We start from the raw sequence: 15211 nt of genomic DNA, 5'->3' as shown, positions 1-15211 counted from the left end.
ATATATATGGCAAGCTGTACTTTTGTATGTGTTGCTTTATGTATAACGCATCGTGCCGCAGTGCCGCAGGATCGGGGAAGATGGCACGGCGGGATACTCGAAGAGTATGGGATGTATAATATATATAATAAGGATAACAAAGGAGGAGAAACCCTTGCTAGAAATTAAGACAAATGAATCAGAAGCAGCGGCAAAGATAATTGTTGTTGGAGTAGGTGGCGGAGGAAATAACGCCGTGAACCGTATGATCGATGAACAGATTGCCGGTGTGGAATTTATAGCTATTAATACAGATAAACAGGCTTTACAGTTATGTAAGGCACCGACACTTATGCAGATTGGTGACAAGATTACAAAAGGACTTGGCGCCGGAGCAAGACCTGAAGTAGGTGAGAAAGCTGCCGAAGAGAGTGCAGAAGAGATTTCCGCAGCACTGAAAGGTGCAGACATGGTATTCGTTACTTGCGGTATGGGCGGCGGAACCGGAACAGGAGCAACTCCTGTTGTGGCAAGAATTGCAAAAGAGCAGGGTGCATTAACTGTCGGAGTTGTAACAAAGCCATTCCGTTTTGAGTCCAAGACACGTATGAGCAATGCCCTTGGCGGAATTGAAAAGTTAAAAGAGAGCGTAGATACTCTGATTGTTATCCCGAATGACAAGTTATTAGAGATCGTTGACAGACGCACAACTATGCCGGAAGCTCTGAAGAAAGCTGACGAAGTATTGCAGCAGGGTATTCAGGGTATTACCGACCTGATCAATGTTCCTTCACTGATCAACCTGGACTTCGCAGATGTTCAGACTGTTATGACAGACAAGGGTATCGCACATATCGGTATCGGTCAGGGTCGTGGCGATGACAAAGCACTGGAAGCTGTGAAACAGGCAGTTGCCAGTCCACTTCTTGAGACAACGATTGCGGGTGCATCTCATGTTATCATTAATGTATCTGGTGATATTACGCTGATGGATGCTTCTGATGCGGCAGAATTTGTGCAGGATCTTGCAGGAGAAGAAGCAAATATTATCTTCGGTGCTATGTATGATGATTCCAGAGCTGATGAAGCAACGATTACAGTTATCGCTACCGGTCTTCACAATGTAGAAGGAAGCGCTTCTAAGTTAAAATCAAGACTGGAGAACAGAACTGCGCCGGCAGGAACCGTACATCACAGAGAATATGAAAGAGAGAGAGTTGCGCAGCCGATGAGAACACAGTCTCATATTCAGCAGCACGCTCAGTCATCCCAGAAACTGGATGCTGGCATGGCATCTGCAAAGAGCAGTGCATCCGCTTCCGGACAGCAGGTTAGAAGAGCGATGGGAGGAACAGCACCGACTCTTGAGACACCGAGAACACCTACGAGCAAGGTGAAGGAACAGTCCATCAAGATTCCGGATTTCTTTAAGAAATAAGTGTTTTTGTAAACGAAATAAAGACATAAGCAACAAAGAAGCCTACATTTTTATCGACAGATGAAGATGCAGGCTTCTTTGTTTGTTTTATTGCTGTCAGTTTCCGTCGAAAGAAACTGACAAAATCACGCCAGATTCTGACAAAATTCTAAAGGGCATATCTTTATAATAATAATTGCACATGGACCAAATCGATTTAGTTTCCAAAGGAAAAAGAAGGTGGAAAATGCAGTACGAACTGTACATAGATGTATTTTTCCTGATCAATGCCATTATGGATTGGATGCTCCTTAAGATAACAGGGAAAATCCTTTCGTGTAAAGTAGGAAAAATGCGTATCCTGTGGGGAGCATTTCTTGGAGCATTTTTGACATGTATTGTCTGGAGTATTCCTGGTATTCCAGGAATTTTGAAACTGCTTTTTTTCTACACTTTTGTAAATGTTGTTATGATTCAGGCAGGACTGGGAATCAGAAGAAGCAGAGAGCTTGTGAGAGCGTTCATCGTTCTCGGAATCAGCGCAGTGCTTATGGCAGGTATTCTGTCCCTGTTTCGGCAATATATCCGTTATGGCAGCCTTTTCTTTGGATGTGTGATTGCGGGGGACTACCTGGCAGGTGGAATTCTCTGGATGTTACAGCAGTTGTTCAGAAAGAAATTCGGAACATGCAAAATCCGTCTGGAGCATGCGGGGCAGAACTATGATGGAAAAGCACTGATTGATACGGGAAACCGTCTGCGTGATCCGGTCAGTGGAGAACCGGTAAATATACTGGATCCGGAAATAGCGGAATGTCTGCTGAAAGAAGAAATTCCACAGATGCGTGAGATCGCATATCACAGTATTGGGAAAGAAAATGGTGTTATGAAAGCTTTCCGGATAGAAAGAATGATATTTCCAGAGAAGGAAAATATGGTCATAAAGAACGGATTAGTTGCGGTCAGTGAGGAAAAGATCCTATGCGAAGATTGTCGGATGATTCTGAATCCTGATATATTTTAGGAGGAAATCATATGGTAATTAAAGTTGCAGTACCGAATCAGTTCAAATTAAAAATCATTCCGGGTATCCGTACATTTTTATTTCCGGATCATCGGGAAATCCATTATATAGGAGGATCGGAGATTCTTCCGGCACCACTTTCACCGGAGAAGGAAGAAGCGACGATCAGAAGTCTTAAGAATGGAGATGCGAATGAAGCAAGAAAGCTTCTGATCGAACATAATCTTCGTCTGGTTGTGTATATAGCAAAGAAATTTGATAATACGGGAGTTGGTGTGGAAGATCTGATTTCCATCGGAACGATCGGACTGATCAAAGCGATCAATACGTTCAATCCGGAGAAAAAAATCAAGCTTGCTACATATGCATCCAGATGCATTGAAAATGAGATTTTAATGTATCTGCGCAGAAATAATAAAACAAAGATGGAAGTATCGATTGATGAGCCGTTAAATGTGGATTGGGATGGAAATGAGCTGCTGCTTTCAGATATACTTGGCACGGATGAAGATACCATTTACCGGGATATGGAGCAGGAAGCAGAAAAGAAAGTGTTGTTTGGGGCAATCAACCGGCTGAGCGCAAGGGAGCAGACGATCATACGAATGCGATTCGGATTGAATGATGCGAAAGGTGAAGAAAAAACACAGAAAGAAGTGGCGGATATTCTTGGCATATCCCAGTCTTATATTTCGAGGCTGGAAAAGAAGATCATGCAGAGACTGAAAAAAGAAATGCTGAAGTATTCTTGATGATCGTTAATGCATGTGAAAAATGCCGAAAAATGACTAATATTCAGAAAATATAGAAAAAGAAATGAAAAAGTGGTACAATAAAGAAAAAAGGGGCTGATGATATGAAGCTTATATTTATCGGTGCAGACCATGAAGTTACAGGAAGTTGCCACTTGATTGAGGCATGCGGAAAACATATTCTCGTAGACTGTGGAATGGAACAGGGACCGGATCTGTATGAGAATCAGGAGATCCCGGTAAAGGCAGGAGACATCGATTATGTGCTTCTGACACATGCACATATTGATCATTCTGGAAAGATTCCGCTGTTGTGCAAGGAAGGTTTCAGAGGAGAGATCATATCTACATTTGCAACAGCAGACCTCTGCGATATCATGCTTCGTGACAGTGCACATATCCAGGAGTTTGAAGCACAGTGGAGAAACAGGAAGGCAATGCGAAGTGGCGAACCATTATATGAGCCGTTATATACGATGGAGCATGCAATGGCAGCAATTAAACTTCTGCATCCGTGTGATTACGAACAGCGGATCACGCTCTGTGACGGTATTGATATCCGTTTTACAGATGTGGGGCATCTGCTTGGATCAGCAGCGATCGAAATCTGGATCACAGAAGAAGGCGAGACGAGAAAACTCGTATTTTCCGGTGACGTGGGGAATGTGAACCAGCCGATCATCAAAGACCCAAAAACAGTAAAAGAAGCAGATTATGTTGTGATCGAATCGACGTACGGTAATCGTACACATGGAGAAGATATTCCGGATTATGTAGGAGAATTTACAAGAATCCTGCGAGAAACATTTGCGAAAGGAGGAAATGTTGTAATTCCGTCTTTTGCTGTTGGGAGAACACAGGAGATCCTGTATTTTATCCGTGAGATCAAAGAGAAGAATCTGCTTCCGGAATATCCGGGATTTGAAGTATATGTAGACAGCCCTCTTGCGATAGAAGCAACGAACGTATTTCAAAAAAATGTACAGTCTTGCTTTGATGAAGATGCAATGAAACTGATACAGCAGGGGATCAACCCGCTTGTATTTCCGGGCTTACGCACAACGATTACAAGTGATGAGTCAAAACTGATCAATTTTGATGAAAAACCAAAAGTTATACTGTCAGCATCTGGTATGTGTGAAGCTGGCCGTATCAGACATCATCTGAAACACAATCTGTGGAGAAAAGAATGTACGATCTGCTTTGTAGGCTATCAGGCAGTGGGAACATTGGGAAGAAAGTTGATCGAGGGAGCACAGGTTGTAAAACTGTTCGGTGAAAATGTGGAAGTCAATGCGAAAATCGAAGTGCTGAAAGGTATCAGTGGCCATGCAGATATGAACGGACTGCTATACTGGATGAGTGGGTTTACTTCTGATATCCGGCATGTCTTTGTCGTACACGGAGAAGATCAGGTAACAGATGAATTTGCTGCTCTTATTGAGGAAAAATTTGGCTATCCGGCGTTTGCACCTTATTCCGGCGGAAGCGTAAATCTGCTGACCGGAGAGATTATAAGTGAAGGTATACGGATGCCGAAGAAAGCATCTGAGAAACCGGAGAAAATCCGGAAACATACCGCATTTGAACGTGTGGTTGCGGCTGCGAAGAGACTGCTGGAGGTCGTTTATAAGAATGAGGGACTCGCCAATAAAGAGCTTGCAAAATTAGAATCCCAGATCCAGAATCTTGCAGATAAATGGGACAGATAGAAAAGAATGTCAAGGGATAAAAGTTTTTTTATTTTATCTTAAGACCGCATAACGTGTGTAGATATGGAGATGATTTCTACTAGAAAAGAAAGTACATCTGGTAGAGGAGGATCTCGATATGACACAGGGAAAAGTAGAAATATGTGGAGTGAATACAGCAAAGCTTCCAATCCTGAGTGAAAAGGAGAAGGAAGCTTTGTTTGCGCGTATAAAAGAAGGAGATGAAGAGGCGAAAGATGCTTATATCAAAGGAAATCTAAGGCTGGTGCTGAGTGTGATCCGGCGCTTTTCTGCGAGCAGTGAAAACTCGGATGATTTATTTCAGATCGGCTGTATCGGTCTTATTAAAGCAATCAATAATTTTAATACAGAATTGGACGTAAAGTTTTCTACTTATGCAGTTCCGATGATCGTTGGAGAAATCCGTCGTTATATGCGGGATAACAATTCCATCCGTGTTAGCAGATCCCTGCGAGATACAGCGTACAAAGCGATTTACGCAAGGGAAAATTATATGAAACAGTATCAGAAAGAGCCGACCGTGCAGGAAATTGCAAAAGAAGTAGGCATATCGAAAGAAGATATTGTCTTTGCGATGGACGCAATCCAGACACCGGTAAGTCTGCAGGAGCCGGTGTATAACGATGGCGGAGATGCACTTTATGTGATGGATCAGATCAGTGACCATAAAAATAAAGAAGACAGATGGATTGAGAATCTGTCACTGGAAGCGGCAATGAACCGTTTAAATGAAAGAGAGAGGTATATCATTGATCTGCGCTTTTTTGAAGGAAAAACACAGATGGAAGTGTCGGATGAAATTGGAATTTCACAGGCACAGGTCAGCAGACTGGAAAAAAATGCGCTGCGTATTATGCGGCGCTATCTTGGGGACGGAAAATGATTCCGTTCCTTTTTGATTGCAGATTGAAAGGAATTTTTAGTTGCATTTTAGAACAGGTCATACTATTATATTAATTGCATGGAGGACATAAGAAAATGAAAGCTTGTATTTTTGATTTAGATGGAACACTTACAGATACTCTGGAATCGCTTGTATATTCCGTACGCGCCACATTGAGAGAGATGGGATTGCCGGAGATTACGAAAGAGCAGTGCAGAACTTTTGTTGGAAATGGTGCCAGACGTCTGATGGAAGAATCGCTGGCAGCTGTCGGTGATGAGAATGCAGAACGGCTGGAAGAAGGAATGCAGGTTTATGGAAGAATATTTGATGAGAACTGTACATATCATGTAACACCTTACGAAGGAATTGTTAAGATGCTTGAAGCATTGAAAGACAGAGGAATCAAACTCGCCGTATTATCCAACAAACCACATGCACAGGCGGTAAAGGTTGTGCGTAAGATCTTTGGTGACGGAGTGTTTGATTACGTGTCCGGGCAGCAGGAAGGAATCAGGAGAAAACCCGCGCCGGATGGTGTATGGCATATTCTGGAGGTACTGGGTGCAGAGGCATCGGAATGTCTGTATGTGGGAGATTCTGAAGTGGATATAGAAACGGGAAAGAATGCAGGTCTTAAGACGATTAGTGTAACTTGGGGCTTCCGTTCCGAACAGGAATTAAGAGAAGCAGATCCGGAGCATATGATCGCGAAGCCGGCAGATCTTCTTGCATATGTTTAAAAGTCTATGAGAGGAAGGAGGAAAAGAGCATGTATGAGTATGATGAGGAATGTCTGAAAACATTTCTGGAGAATCAGTCACAGCTTTTTGACGAGCCGGTGGCAGAGACGCTGGAAGGAGCAGAAGCTTTTCTGGAGGAATGCATGGCAACGATCGTAGAGAATATTGATGAAGTCCGTGAATTTCTTGAAGAAGAGGGACTTGACGTTGAAGGAATGTCTTCTGAAGAACTGGAAGACGCATCTGAAGTATTCGTACTTCCGGGGGGACGTTATTTGATCGTAGAAGGATAGGAAAAGCCGCAGCTATTTGGATGCTGCGGCTTTTTCTAACGCTTCTTGTATTGCATTTATAATGATCTGGGAAGTGTAAGGATTGTCTTTGGAGTAGGAGATATTTTCTAAAGACTGTTTTTCGTAGACCTGGTCGGCAATCTCTTCGAGAGTGGGCTGTATCAGTGGGTACATGGCAGTAACAGATTCGCTTAAGTTTGTGAATCGGATTGAACTAATTTTGGAACTGTCAACGGTTACTTCCACTTCCAGATCTGTATTATTTAAAGTGAGGGAAGAAGAATAAGTTCCCGGCGTATATGTCTGGCCGGAAGTCTTTTTTTCTTCCTTTTTTGGTCCGAACATAAAGAAAAGAAGTAAAATCAGTATAAGTGCAAGAACAGCAAATACGACTGTATATATAATTTCTCTCATATGCAGTACAATTATTTTAGTTTTGGAACTCATCAGCGACCTCCTGTATATTATAGATTCTATTTGCTTTCTATAATGTATGAAAAAAAACGGAAAAATATACATGTATTTTTTCCGTGACAAATGAGTAGAGTTCCTGTAGAATGTTAAAAGAGAAAATGGAAGGTGAGGAACATATGTATATAATTGCAGGACTTGGTAATCCTACCATGCAGTATGAAGGAACCAGACATAATGCCGGGTTCGATGTCATAGATGCACTGGCAGACAAATATAATATATCCGTAGACGGGCGTAAGAACAGAGCCTATATCGGTAAAGGAATCATAGAAGGACAGAAAGTACTCCTTGTAAAACCGCAGACTTACATGAATCTGAGCGGTGAGAGCATTGGGGGGCTGGTTGATTATTTTAAAATAGATGAAGAACAGGATCTGATCGTCATTTATGATGACATCAGTCTGTCGCCGGGACAGATCCGTATCCGTAAGAAAGGAAGTGCCGGAGGACATAACGGGATCAAAAATATTATTGCCCATCTGGGAACCCAGGTATTTCCAAGGATTAAGGTCGGAGTGGGAGAGAAACCGAAAAAATATGACCTTGCCGATTATGTACTGAGTCATTTTACAAAGGCGGAGAGGAAAGAGATGGAAGAAGGCTACCAGAAAGCAATTCAGGCTGTGGAGAAGATCCTTGCCGGTGAGATGGAAGCGGCTATGAATGAATTTAACCGTAAGGTGAAGCCTAAGGAGGCATAAAAGTATGAAGGCGCTGACAGAACCGTTACGAGAGCTGGCGGAATTTGAAGATATTTATAAAAAAAGAAAAGAAAACCCCGGGATGATACGCATTTCGGGGTGTGTTACTTCTCAGAAAACACATTTTATGTACGCACTTGGCGATGGCTCCGCTTACAGAGTCATCGCCTGTTCCAGTGAGTCAAAAGCGAGAGCTTTATATGAAGAGTATAAGATGCTTTCGGAAGATGTGTATCTGTATCCGTCAAAGGATTTTCTGTTTTATCAGGCAGATATAAGAAGTAAAGAGCTGGTGAAGCAGCGAATGGAGGTGCTGGAGGCGGTTATTCAGAAGGAGCAGGTGACGGTTGTTACGAGTTTTGATGCATTTATGGATGTGCTGCTTCCGAAAGAGACGATCCGTGAACGTGTGATTCATATAAAGAATACGGATACACTGGATCTGAAGGAACTGGAAGACCGACTGGTGAAGATTGGATATGACAGAGAAGTACAGATTGAAGGTCCCGGTCAGTTTGCCGTTCGGGGAGGGATTATTGATATTTATCCACTTACAGAGAATCTGCCTGTACGGATCGAACTGTGGGGGGATGAAGTGGATTCTGTCCGCAGTTTCGATGTGGAGACACAGCGTTCAATCGAAAATCTGACGGAAGTGTTCATTTATCCGGCAGTAGAGTATCCGACTGACGAAGAAAAAGGCGTATCGTTTCTTGATTATTTTGAAAAAGAAAAGACAATCCTGTTTCTGGATGAGCCAGTAAGACTTCTGGAAAAAGGCGAAGGCGTGGAAGAAGAGTTCGTAGAAGCGCAGAAGCGTCGTGTAGAGAATGGCTGCGAAGTTTCGGATGAAGAGATGCGGATGTATACTGTTGAAGAGTTGAAAAAAAAGATAAATGGATATGCATCTGTCGGATTTATGGCATTGGAAATGCGCGCACCGGGGCTGGAACTCCGGGAATCCTACCAGTTACAGACAAAGAGCGTTAATCCATATAACCGGAGCTTTGAACTTCTGACGCAGGATCTTAAAAGATTGAAAAGAGGAAAATACCGCGTTGTATTATTGTCCGGTTCAAGAACGCGTGCCAAACGTCTTGCCGAAGACTTAAGAGATTATGATCTGAGTAGTTATTACAGTGATGATTCGGACAGGCTTGTGAAACCGGGAGAGATTATGACAGCATACGGACATATTGCAGAAGGATATGAGTATCCGATGCTGAAATTTACAGTCATTGCAGAGAGTGATATTTTCGGAAAGGTGAAAAAAAAGAAAAAAAGAAAAATTTATGAAGGACGGAAGATCCAGAACTTTTCTGAGCTGAAGCCGGGAGATTACGTTGTACATGAGAATCACGGTCTTGGGATCTATCAGGGAATCGAAAAGATTGAGGTTGATAAGATTACCAAAGATTACATGAAAATCGCCTATGCTAAGGGCGGCAATCTTTATATTCCGGCAACACAGCTTGATCTGATCCAGAAATATGCCAGCGCGGATGCAAAGAAGCCGAAACTTAACCGTCTCGGCTCCCAGGAATGGGTGAAGACGAAGAAAAGAGTCCGCGGTGCGGTAAAGGTTATCGCCAAAGATCTGGTAGAACTGTATGCAGTAAGACAGAACCAGGAAGGTTATGTGTACGGACCGGATACGGTATGGCAGCAGGAATTTGAAGAGATGTTCCCGTTTGAAGAGACGGAAGATCAGATGCATGCAATCGAAGCAGTGAAGAAAGACATGGAGAGCAAGAAAATCATGGATCGTCTGATCTGCGGGGATGTTGGCTATGGAAAAACGGAAGTTGCCATCCGTGCGGCATTTAAAGCAGTACAGGAAGATAAGCAGGTTGTCTACCTCGTTCCGACAACTATTCTTGCACAGCAGCATTACAATACATTTGTTCAGCGTATGAAAGAATTTCCGGTGCGTGTGGATCTGATGTGCCGATTCCGTACACCGTCGCAGCAGAAAAAGACGATACAGGATCTGAAAAAAGGGCTTGTTGATATTGTCATCGGTACACACCGTGTGCTGAGCAAAGATGTGGAATTTAAAAATCTCGGATTGCTCATTATTGATGAGGAACAGCGCTTTGGTGTGCAGCATAAAGAAAAGATCAAGAAAATGAAAGAAAATGTCGATGTGCTGACGCTTACGGCGACACCGATACCAAGAACTCTGCACATGAGTCTCATCGGTATCCGTGATATGAGTGTACTGGAAGAAGCTCCGGAAGAGCGTATGCCAATCCAGACTTATGTCATGGAATATAATGATGAAATGGTACGTGAGGCGATTGAGCGTGAATGTGCCAGACAGGGACAGGTTTATTATGTATATAATCGGGTGGAAGATATTGCAGATGTGGCAGGTAGGATTCAGAAACTTGTACCGGATGTAAATGTGGCATATGCACATGGACAGATGCGGGAGCATGAACTGGAAAAGATCATGTATGATTTCATTAACGGGGAAATCGATGTGCTTGTATCTACGACAATTATTGAAACAGGACTGGATATTTCCAATGTCAATACAATGATCATCCATGATGCGGATAGACTGGGACTTTCTCAGCTCTACCAGCTTCGTGGACGTGTCGGAAGATCGAACCGCATGGCATACGCATTTTTACTGTACAGAAGAGATAAACTTTTAAAAGAAGTAGCAGAAAAACGACTGGCGGCGATCCGGGAATTTACAGATCTGGGTTCCGGTTTTAAGATTGCCATGAGGGATCTGGAGATCCGTGGAGCGGGAAATCTGCTTGGAGCTGAACAGCATGGGCATATGGAAGCAGTCGGTTATGATCTGTACTGTAAAATGTTAAACGAAGCAGTCAAACAGTTAAAAGGTGAGATGGAGGAAGAAGATTTTACGACAACCATTGATCTGAATGTAGATGCATTTATCCCGGATTCCTATATTCCGAATGAATACCAGAAACTGGATATTTATAAAAGGATCGCGGCAATCGAATCGGACAAAGAACGGGAAGATATGGAGGAAGAATTGATCGACCGTTTTGGAGATTCGCCGAAAAAAGTTGGTACCCTTCTGGAAGTTGCTGCACTGAAAGCAAGAGCACATAAGCTTTATGTGACGACAATTGAACAGAAAGGTGACATGTATACCTTTACAATGTATGAACATGCGAAAGTACAGCCAGAGAGGATTCCGAAGCTGATCGAACTGTTCCGGGGGAGTCTTACATTCCGTGCAGAGAATTATACATTTGTATATGTTCACAAGATTCGGAATAAAAGAGAAAAACCACCGATGCCAACAGAGATTGTAGCAAAGGTTCTGGATGGTATTGCAAGAATTCTGGTACAAAACTAATAAAATCTTAATAATCATTCGGGAATAGCCGGTTGACTCATTCTGGTATGTTAAGCTATACTTAAGAGAACGATCAGAATGCAGAAGGGAAATAAGATATGAAGAAAAGAATCACAGCAGTGATACTCGCAGCAGTGCTTGCGGTCACAACGCTTACCGGATGCAGTTCATCAATGAGTGGAAAAGATGCGGCAGTAACGGTAAATGGGATTGATGTAACTGCTGATATTGCTGAATTTTATGCAAGATATATCCAGGCGGGATATGAGACTTACTATGCGGCATATATGGGAAATGATATGTGGGGATCCCGTGCTGAAAAGGGCAATAATTATGAAGATGCAGTCAAAGAACAGGTGATAGAAGATCTGGAGACGATGCTGTTATCGGAAGAGCATATGAAAGAATATAAGGTGACGCTCTCCCAGGCAGAAAAAGATGTGATTGAGAAGTCAGCCAGAGAATTTGATGAAGATAATGCGCTTCATAATAAGAATCAGGTGTCCGGTGAAAGAAAGACAGTAAAGCGCCTGCTTACACTGATGGCTGTAGAGAGTAAAGTGAAAAAAGCAGTAGAAGATAAAGCAGATGTGAAAGTCACGAATGAAGAGGCAAAACAGAAGCGGATGCAATATGTTCTGTTTCCTTATAAAGAGACGAAAGAGACCGGAAAAGGACTCGAACTTTCCGCTGCTGAGAAGAGACAGGCAAAAGCAGATGCAGAAGCTTTTCTGGAACATGCAAAAGAGAAGAAGGATTTTGAGAAAGCGGCACAGGATGCCGGGAAGATTTATAAAGAAGTGACATTTGATTCCGCATCTATAAAGCCGGACAAGAAGCTAGTGAAGGCAGCAGATGAACTTTCCAAGGGAGATCTTACTGATGTGGTTGAGACAGAAGAGGGATGTTATGTAGCAAAGCTTGTCAGCTTGAAAGACAGAAAAGCAACAGCGGATAAGAAGAAAAAATTGATTGCACAGCGAAAGAATAAGATTTATGAGCAGACGAAAGATGAATGGCTGATGGAAGCGGATATCAGCATACACAAAAGAGTATGGAGGTCGATTTCTTATGCGGATCTCGGTGTGCGGATCAAGCAGAAAGAAGAGAAGCCTTATACAGAACATATGAAGACAGACGATCAGACGAATACAGATGTTGATTATTAAAAGATATCAGAATCAAAAGATGCCATGCAAATGGTTTCGTACTTCGTATTTTTTCAGGCTTTTAACTTTGGCATCAAAAAACAGCAGGTACGGATGTATCTGCTGTTTTTATTATGGCGATGAACTAAGAACCGATCATTTTACGGTCACGGTATTTGAAAAACGGTGACAGGTTAGTTCATATAAGTCATTAAAATATCATTGACCAGTTTGCCGTCGGCTTTGCCTTTGACTTTTGGCATCAGAACTTTCATGATCTTACCTTTGTCTTTTGCTTCAGGTGCTTCGATTCCGACTTCGGAAAGTGTCGCGTCGATGACAGCGCGGATCTCAGCTTCATCCATCATCTTTGGAGCATACTGCTCTAAAACTGCGAGACGTTTGTTGCACTCGTCAATGATCTCAGTGCGGTCGGCAGGTGTCATTTCCAGAGTTTCTTTAGTCTGTTTAATTTCTTTTAAGATAACCTGAGTTTCTTCCTCGGCGGTCAGGTCAGAACGTTTGTCAATCGCTTTATTCTTAAGAGCTGCGAGTAACATAGATAAGGTTTCCTTGCTTTCTTTATCACCGGCTTTCATAGCTTTTACCATGTCAGCGCGGACTTCATCGATTTTACTCATATTTCATTCCTCCTCTTTGAATCTGCTATCCATTATACAGAAATACGGTGAAAATATCCAGAGTTATGTAAAATCTTTCACATGATATTTTTGGCAACATTACGTTGAATCTTGTTTTTGATAATGATATACTAAACTTGGATGTACATTTGCACAGAGTCTAGAGAGGAAATACAGAAGGACAATGAGTAATAATATTTTTATGGAGGACCGCAGTCCTATTTCATTTGAAGAATATTTGCAGTTTAATGAAAATGGACGGGGCAATCTTGGGGATATGCTTCCGGTAACAGTATACCGGATGTTGGAATATTCGATCAAAGAAGAGCTTGTAAATAATTTCGGAAAAGAAAAGCAGATAGAGATTTTTCGGAAAGCAGGACGCAAATCCGGTGAATATTTTGCAAAGAATATGATGAATCTCGACTAGCCACTGGATTCATTTCTGAGTGAGTTACAGCGAAAACTGGAAGAATTTAAGATTGGTGTTTTAAGAATTGAAAGTATAGAAGAAAAGAGCGGGAAAATCATATTGACCGTATCGGAAGATGCGGACTGTTCAGGACTTCCGATTCTTGGCGAGACTGTATGTAATTATGATGAAGGATTTATTTCCGGAATTTTATCTGTATATACAGATAAGCCATATGAAGCCATTGAAGTAGACTGCTGGGCTACTGGTGACCGTGTATGCCGGTTTCATGCAAATGTAATAGAAGACGGGGAACAGACAGATGAAACATAAAGATAATTGTGAACAGTTATTTGAATATCTTCGCAGTATTTTATATGACGATAAAGTGAATGCTTTGCAGATAGATGATCTGGAACCTGCTTTTGAAAAACTTGGAAAAGGAATGCATTATCTGGAACAGGCGGTACGAGAGATGAAAGAATATTCTGCGGCGATATCTGTGGGAAATCTTTCGGTGGAAGCGCCGCCGCGTGAGAATTTCCTGTGTAAGAATCTCAAAAATATCCATGCAAATCTGAACCATTTAAGCTGGCAGGCAAAACAGGTTGCCAAAGGAGATTATTCCCAGAGTGTTTCTTATCTGGGAGAATTTTCGGAAGCGTTTAATACAATGACAAAGCAGTTAAAAGAGCGGGAACAGTATCTGAAGCAGGAAGCAGAACGTGAGAAGACACATGCGAATATGGTAGAAAGTTACAATCAGCTTTTGATCCAGCTGATCGAGCGAAGCAAAGAAGACATTCTTGTTTTAAGTAAAGACAGACAGGAAACACTGTATTGCAGCGGGAAGAGTCTGTCAGATTCAAAACACAGAGAAATTTACGAGATCTGCCGGGAAAGACTTGTAGAAAAACTTGCAGAGGTTGAGGCGGAAGAGAATGCCTGTGAGTGTGAATGGGAGTGGGAAGAACAGGTGTCCGATCATCGCTATTATTATGTCGCTACAGGATTTATGGAGTGGCAGGGTGAGAAAGCATACGCACATATTATACGTGATATCACGGAAGAAAAGGAACGTGAGGAAAAACTGGAAGAGAAGGCATATCTGGATGCGCTTACCGGGATTGGTAACCGTAATCTTCTGGTTGGAAAGATGAAAGAATTTCTTGAAAAAAGCGAAAAATTTGTGTTCTGCTACTGTGATCTCGATCATTTAAAATATATCAATGATACTTATGGTCATGAAGAAGGAGACTGGTATCTGAATCATTTTGTCGATATAGTACAAGAACAAATCCGAAAGAAGGATCTGTTTGCAAGGATTGGTGGAGACGAATTCTGCATTGCGATTGAAGAATGTGACAAAGCATATCTGAGAGAACGGATGCAGATGATCCAGGAAGCTTTCCGCACCAGAGTAGAACGTCCATATCTGAAAGATTTCAGCTTTGGTATTATTGATTCTTTTGAATTTCCGGTGAAAGCATCGGTGCATGAGCTGATCCAGGAAGCAGATAAACGTATGTATAGCCAGAAAGAAGAACATCGAAGAGCACTGGAGCTTCATAACCGCACATAGGCGGGTATGAAGCTCCTGATATTTCTATGGCTGGGAGCTGTCAGTGGCAGTCTCGGCAGGTTTTATGAAATACAGAATATTTT

15 protein-coding genes are annotated in these 15211 nt (G+C 42.2%); 13 read left to right on the top strand and 2 right to left on the bottom strand.

What is annotated here, in order from left to right:
• Positions 1–154: 154 nt before the first annotated feature.
• The 7 genes from ftsZ (at position 155) to DWY31_RS04135 (ending at position 6824) form a co-directional block, all read left to right on the top strand.
• Complete coding sequence (gene ftsZ, locus DWY31_RS04165; RefSeq protein WP_021861568.1) at positions 155–1417, top strand: cell division protein FtsZ; 1263 nt, start codon at positions 155–157, stop codon at positions 1415–1417.
• A 226-nt stretch (positions 1418–1643) separates the two neighbouring features.
• Positions 1644–2420 (top strand): sigma-E processing peptidase SpoIIGA, encoded by a 777-nt coding sequence (locus DWY31_RS04160; RefSeq protein WP_158575483.1) that lies wholly within the window; start codon positions 1644–1646, stop codon positions 2418–2420.
• 11 nt (positions 2421–2431) lie between these two features.
• Positions 2432–3172, top strand: a complete 741-nt coding sequence (gene sigE / locus DWY31_RS04155) for an RNA polymerase sporulation sigma factor SigE (RefSeq protein WP_021861567.1) — start codon at positions 2432–2434, stop codon at positions 3170–3172.
• Positions 3173–3276: 104 nt separating this feature from the next.
• A complete protein-coding gene (locus DWY31_RS04150) occupies positions 3277–4884 on the top strand; it encodes an MBL fold metallo-hydrolase RNA specificity domain-containing protein (protein ID WP_021861566.1) in 1608 nt (535 codons plus the stop codon).
• A 118-nt stretch (positions 4885–5002) separates the two neighbouring features.
• Positions 5003–5788, top strand: a complete 786-nt coding sequence (gene sigG, locus DWY31_RS04145) for an RNA polymerase sporulation sigma factor SigG (RefSeq protein ID WP_021861565.1) — start codon at positions 5003–5005, stop codon at positions 5786–5788.
• Between the two features lie 95 nt (positions 5789–5883).
• Positions 5884–6531: an HAD family hydrolase gene (locus tag DWY31_RS04140; protein WP_021861564.1), complete on the top strand. Its 648-nt coding sequence runs from the start codon at positions 5884–5886 to the stop codon at positions 6529–6531.
• A 29-nt stretch (positions 6532–6560) separates the two neighbouring features.
• Entirely contained in the window at positions 6561–6824 is a 264-nt protein-coding gene (locus tag DWY31_RS04135; RefSeq protein ID WP_021861563.1) for a hypothetical protein, read from the top strand.
• A 12-nt stretch (positions 6825–6836) separates the two neighbouring features.
• Here DWY31_RS04135 and DWY31_RS04130 read toward each other — a convergent pair whose 3' ends face one another.
• Positions 6837–7271 carry an FMN-binding protein gene (locus DWY31_RS04130; protein WP_021861562.1) on the bottom strand — a complete coding sequence of 145 codons (435 nt, stop codon included), beginning with the start codon at positions 7269–7271 and terminating at the stop codon, positions 6837–6839.
• Positions 7272–7414: 143 nt separating this feature from the next.
• Between DWY31_RS04130 and pth the strand changes: the two genes are divergently transcribed.
• The 3 genes from pth to DWY31_RS04115 all read left to right on the top strand — a co-directional run bounded on the left by pth (position 7415) and on the right by DWY31_RS04115 (position 12514).
• The gene (pth, locus tag DWY31_RS04125; protein WP_117538377.1) at positions 7415–7999 is read left to right on the top strand and encodes an aminoacyl-tRNA hydrolase; all 585 of its coding nucleotides are present in this window, start codon (positions 7415–7417) and stop codon (positions 7997–7999) included.
• A gap of 4 nt (positions 8000–8003) precedes the next feature.
• On the top strand, positions 8004–11345 hold the full coding sequence (gene mfd, locus DWY31_RS04120) for a transcription-repair coupling factor (RefSeq protein WP_118519613.1): 3342 nt from the start codon (positions 8004–8006) through the stop codon (positions 11343–11345).
• A gap of 98 nt (positions 11346–11443) precedes the next feature.
• Complete coding sequence (locus tag DWY31_RS04115; RefSeq protein WP_118519612.1) at positions 11444–12514, top strand: peptidylprolyl isomerase; 1071 nt, start codon at positions 11444–11446, stop codon at positions 12512–12514.
• 173 nt (positions 12515–12687) lie between these two features.
• On the opposite strand, the gene DWY31_RS04110 is transcribed toward DWY31_RS04115, so the two are convergent.
• Positions 12688–13134 (bottom strand): GatB/YqeY domain-containing protein, encoded by a 447-nt coding sequence (locus DWY31_RS04110; RefSeq protein ID WP_021861558.1) that lies wholly within the window; start codon positions 13132–13134, stop codon positions 12688–12690.
• Between the two features lie 184 nt (positions 13135–13318).
• Between DWY31_RS04110 and DWY31_RS14130 the strand changes: the two genes are divergently transcribed.
• The 3 genes from DWY31_RS14130 to DWY31_RS04100 all read left to right on the top strand — a co-directional run bounded on the left by DWY31_RS14130 (position 13319) and on the right by DWY31_RS04100 (position 15128).
• A complete protein-coding gene (locus DWY31_RS14130; RefSeq protein WP_243060389.1) occupies positions 13319–13564 on the top strand; it encodes a hypothetical protein in 246 nt (81 codons plus the stop codon).
• Between the two features lie 102 nt (positions 13565–13666).
• Positions 13667–13879: a 4-vinyl reductase gene (locus DWY31_RS14125; RefSeq protein ID WP_243060386.1), complete on the top strand. Its 213-nt coding sequence runs from the start codon at positions 13667–13669 to the stop codon at positions 13877–13879.
• Positions 13869–15128 carry a sensor domain-containing diguanylate cyclase gene (locus tag DWY31_RS04100; protein WP_118519611.1) on the top strand — a complete coding sequence of 420 codons (1260 nt, stop codon included), beginning with the start codon at positions 13869–13871 and terminating at the stop codon, positions 15126–15128. Before DWY31_RS14125 ends, DWY31_RS04100 begins: the two co-directional genes overlap by 11 nt.
• Positions 15129–15211 lie beyond the last annotated feature (83 nt).

The sequence above is a fragment of the Dorea sp. AF24-7LB genome (genome assembly GCF_003478575.1).
Classification (GTDB): domain Bacteria; phylum Bacillota; class Clostridia; order Lachnospirales; family Lachnospiraceae; genus Dorea_D; species Dorea_D hominis.
Note: the sequence above shows the minus strand (reverse complement) of the source record. Positions and strands in the feature narration are given on the sequence as shown.

What these genes read in the sequence shown, in the direction of transcription:
- DWY31_RS04160 (WP_158575483.1), top strand. Translation starts at nt 1,644, where the DNA reads ATGCAGTACGAACTGTACATAGATGTATTTTTCCTGATCAATGCCATT.
- sigE (WP_021861567.1), top strand. Translation starts at nt 2,432, where the DNA reads ATGGTAATTAAAGTTGCAGTACCGAATCAGTTCAAATTAAAAATCATT.
- DWY31_RS04150 (WP_021861566.1), top strand. Translation starts at nt 3,277, where the DNA reads ATGAAGCTTATATTTATCGGTGCAGACCATGAAGTTACAGGAAGTTGC.
- sigG (WP_021861565.1), top strand. Translation starts at nt 5,003, where the DNA reads ATGACACAGGGAAAAGTAGAAATATGTGGAGTGAATACAGCAAAGCTT.
- DWY31_RS04140 (WP_021861564.1), top strand. Translation starts at nt 5,884, where the DNA reads ATGAAAGCTTGTATTTTTGATTTAGATGGAACACTTACAGATACTCTG.
- DWY31_RS04135 (WP_021861563.1), top strand. Translation starts at nt 6,561, where the DNA reads ATGTATGAGTATGATGAGGAATGTCTGAAAACATTTCTGGAGAATCAG.
- DWY31_RS04130 (WP_021861562.1), bottom strand. Translation starts at nt 7,271, where the DNA reads ATGAGTTCCAAAACTAAAATAATTGTACTGCATATGAGAGAAATTATA.
- pth (WP_117538377.1), top strand. Translation starts at nt 7,415, where the DNA reads ATGTATATAATTGCAGGACTTGGTAATCCTACCATGCAGTATGAAGGA.
- mfd (WP_118519613.1), top strand. Translation starts at nt 8,004, where the DNA reads ATGAAGGCGCTGACAGAACCGTTACGAGAGCTGGCGGAATTTGAAGAT.
- DWY31_RS04115 (WP_118519612.1), top strand. Translation starts at nt 11,444, where the DNA reads ATGAAGAAAAGAATCACAGCAGTGATACTCGCAGCAGTGCTTGCGGTC.
- DWY31_RS04110 (WP_021861558.1), bottom strand. Translation starts at nt 13,134, where the DNA reads ATGAGTAAAATCGATGAAGTCCGCGCTGACATGGTAAAAGCTATGAAA.
- DWY31_RS14130 (WP_243060389.1), top strand. Translation starts at nt 13,319, where the DNA reads ATGAGTAATAATATTTTTATGGAGGACCGCAGTCCTATTTCATTTGAA.
- DWY31_RS04100 (WP_118519611.1), top strand. Translation starts at nt 13,869, where the DNA reads ATGAAACATAAAGATAATTGTGAACAGTTATTTGAATATCTTCGCAGT.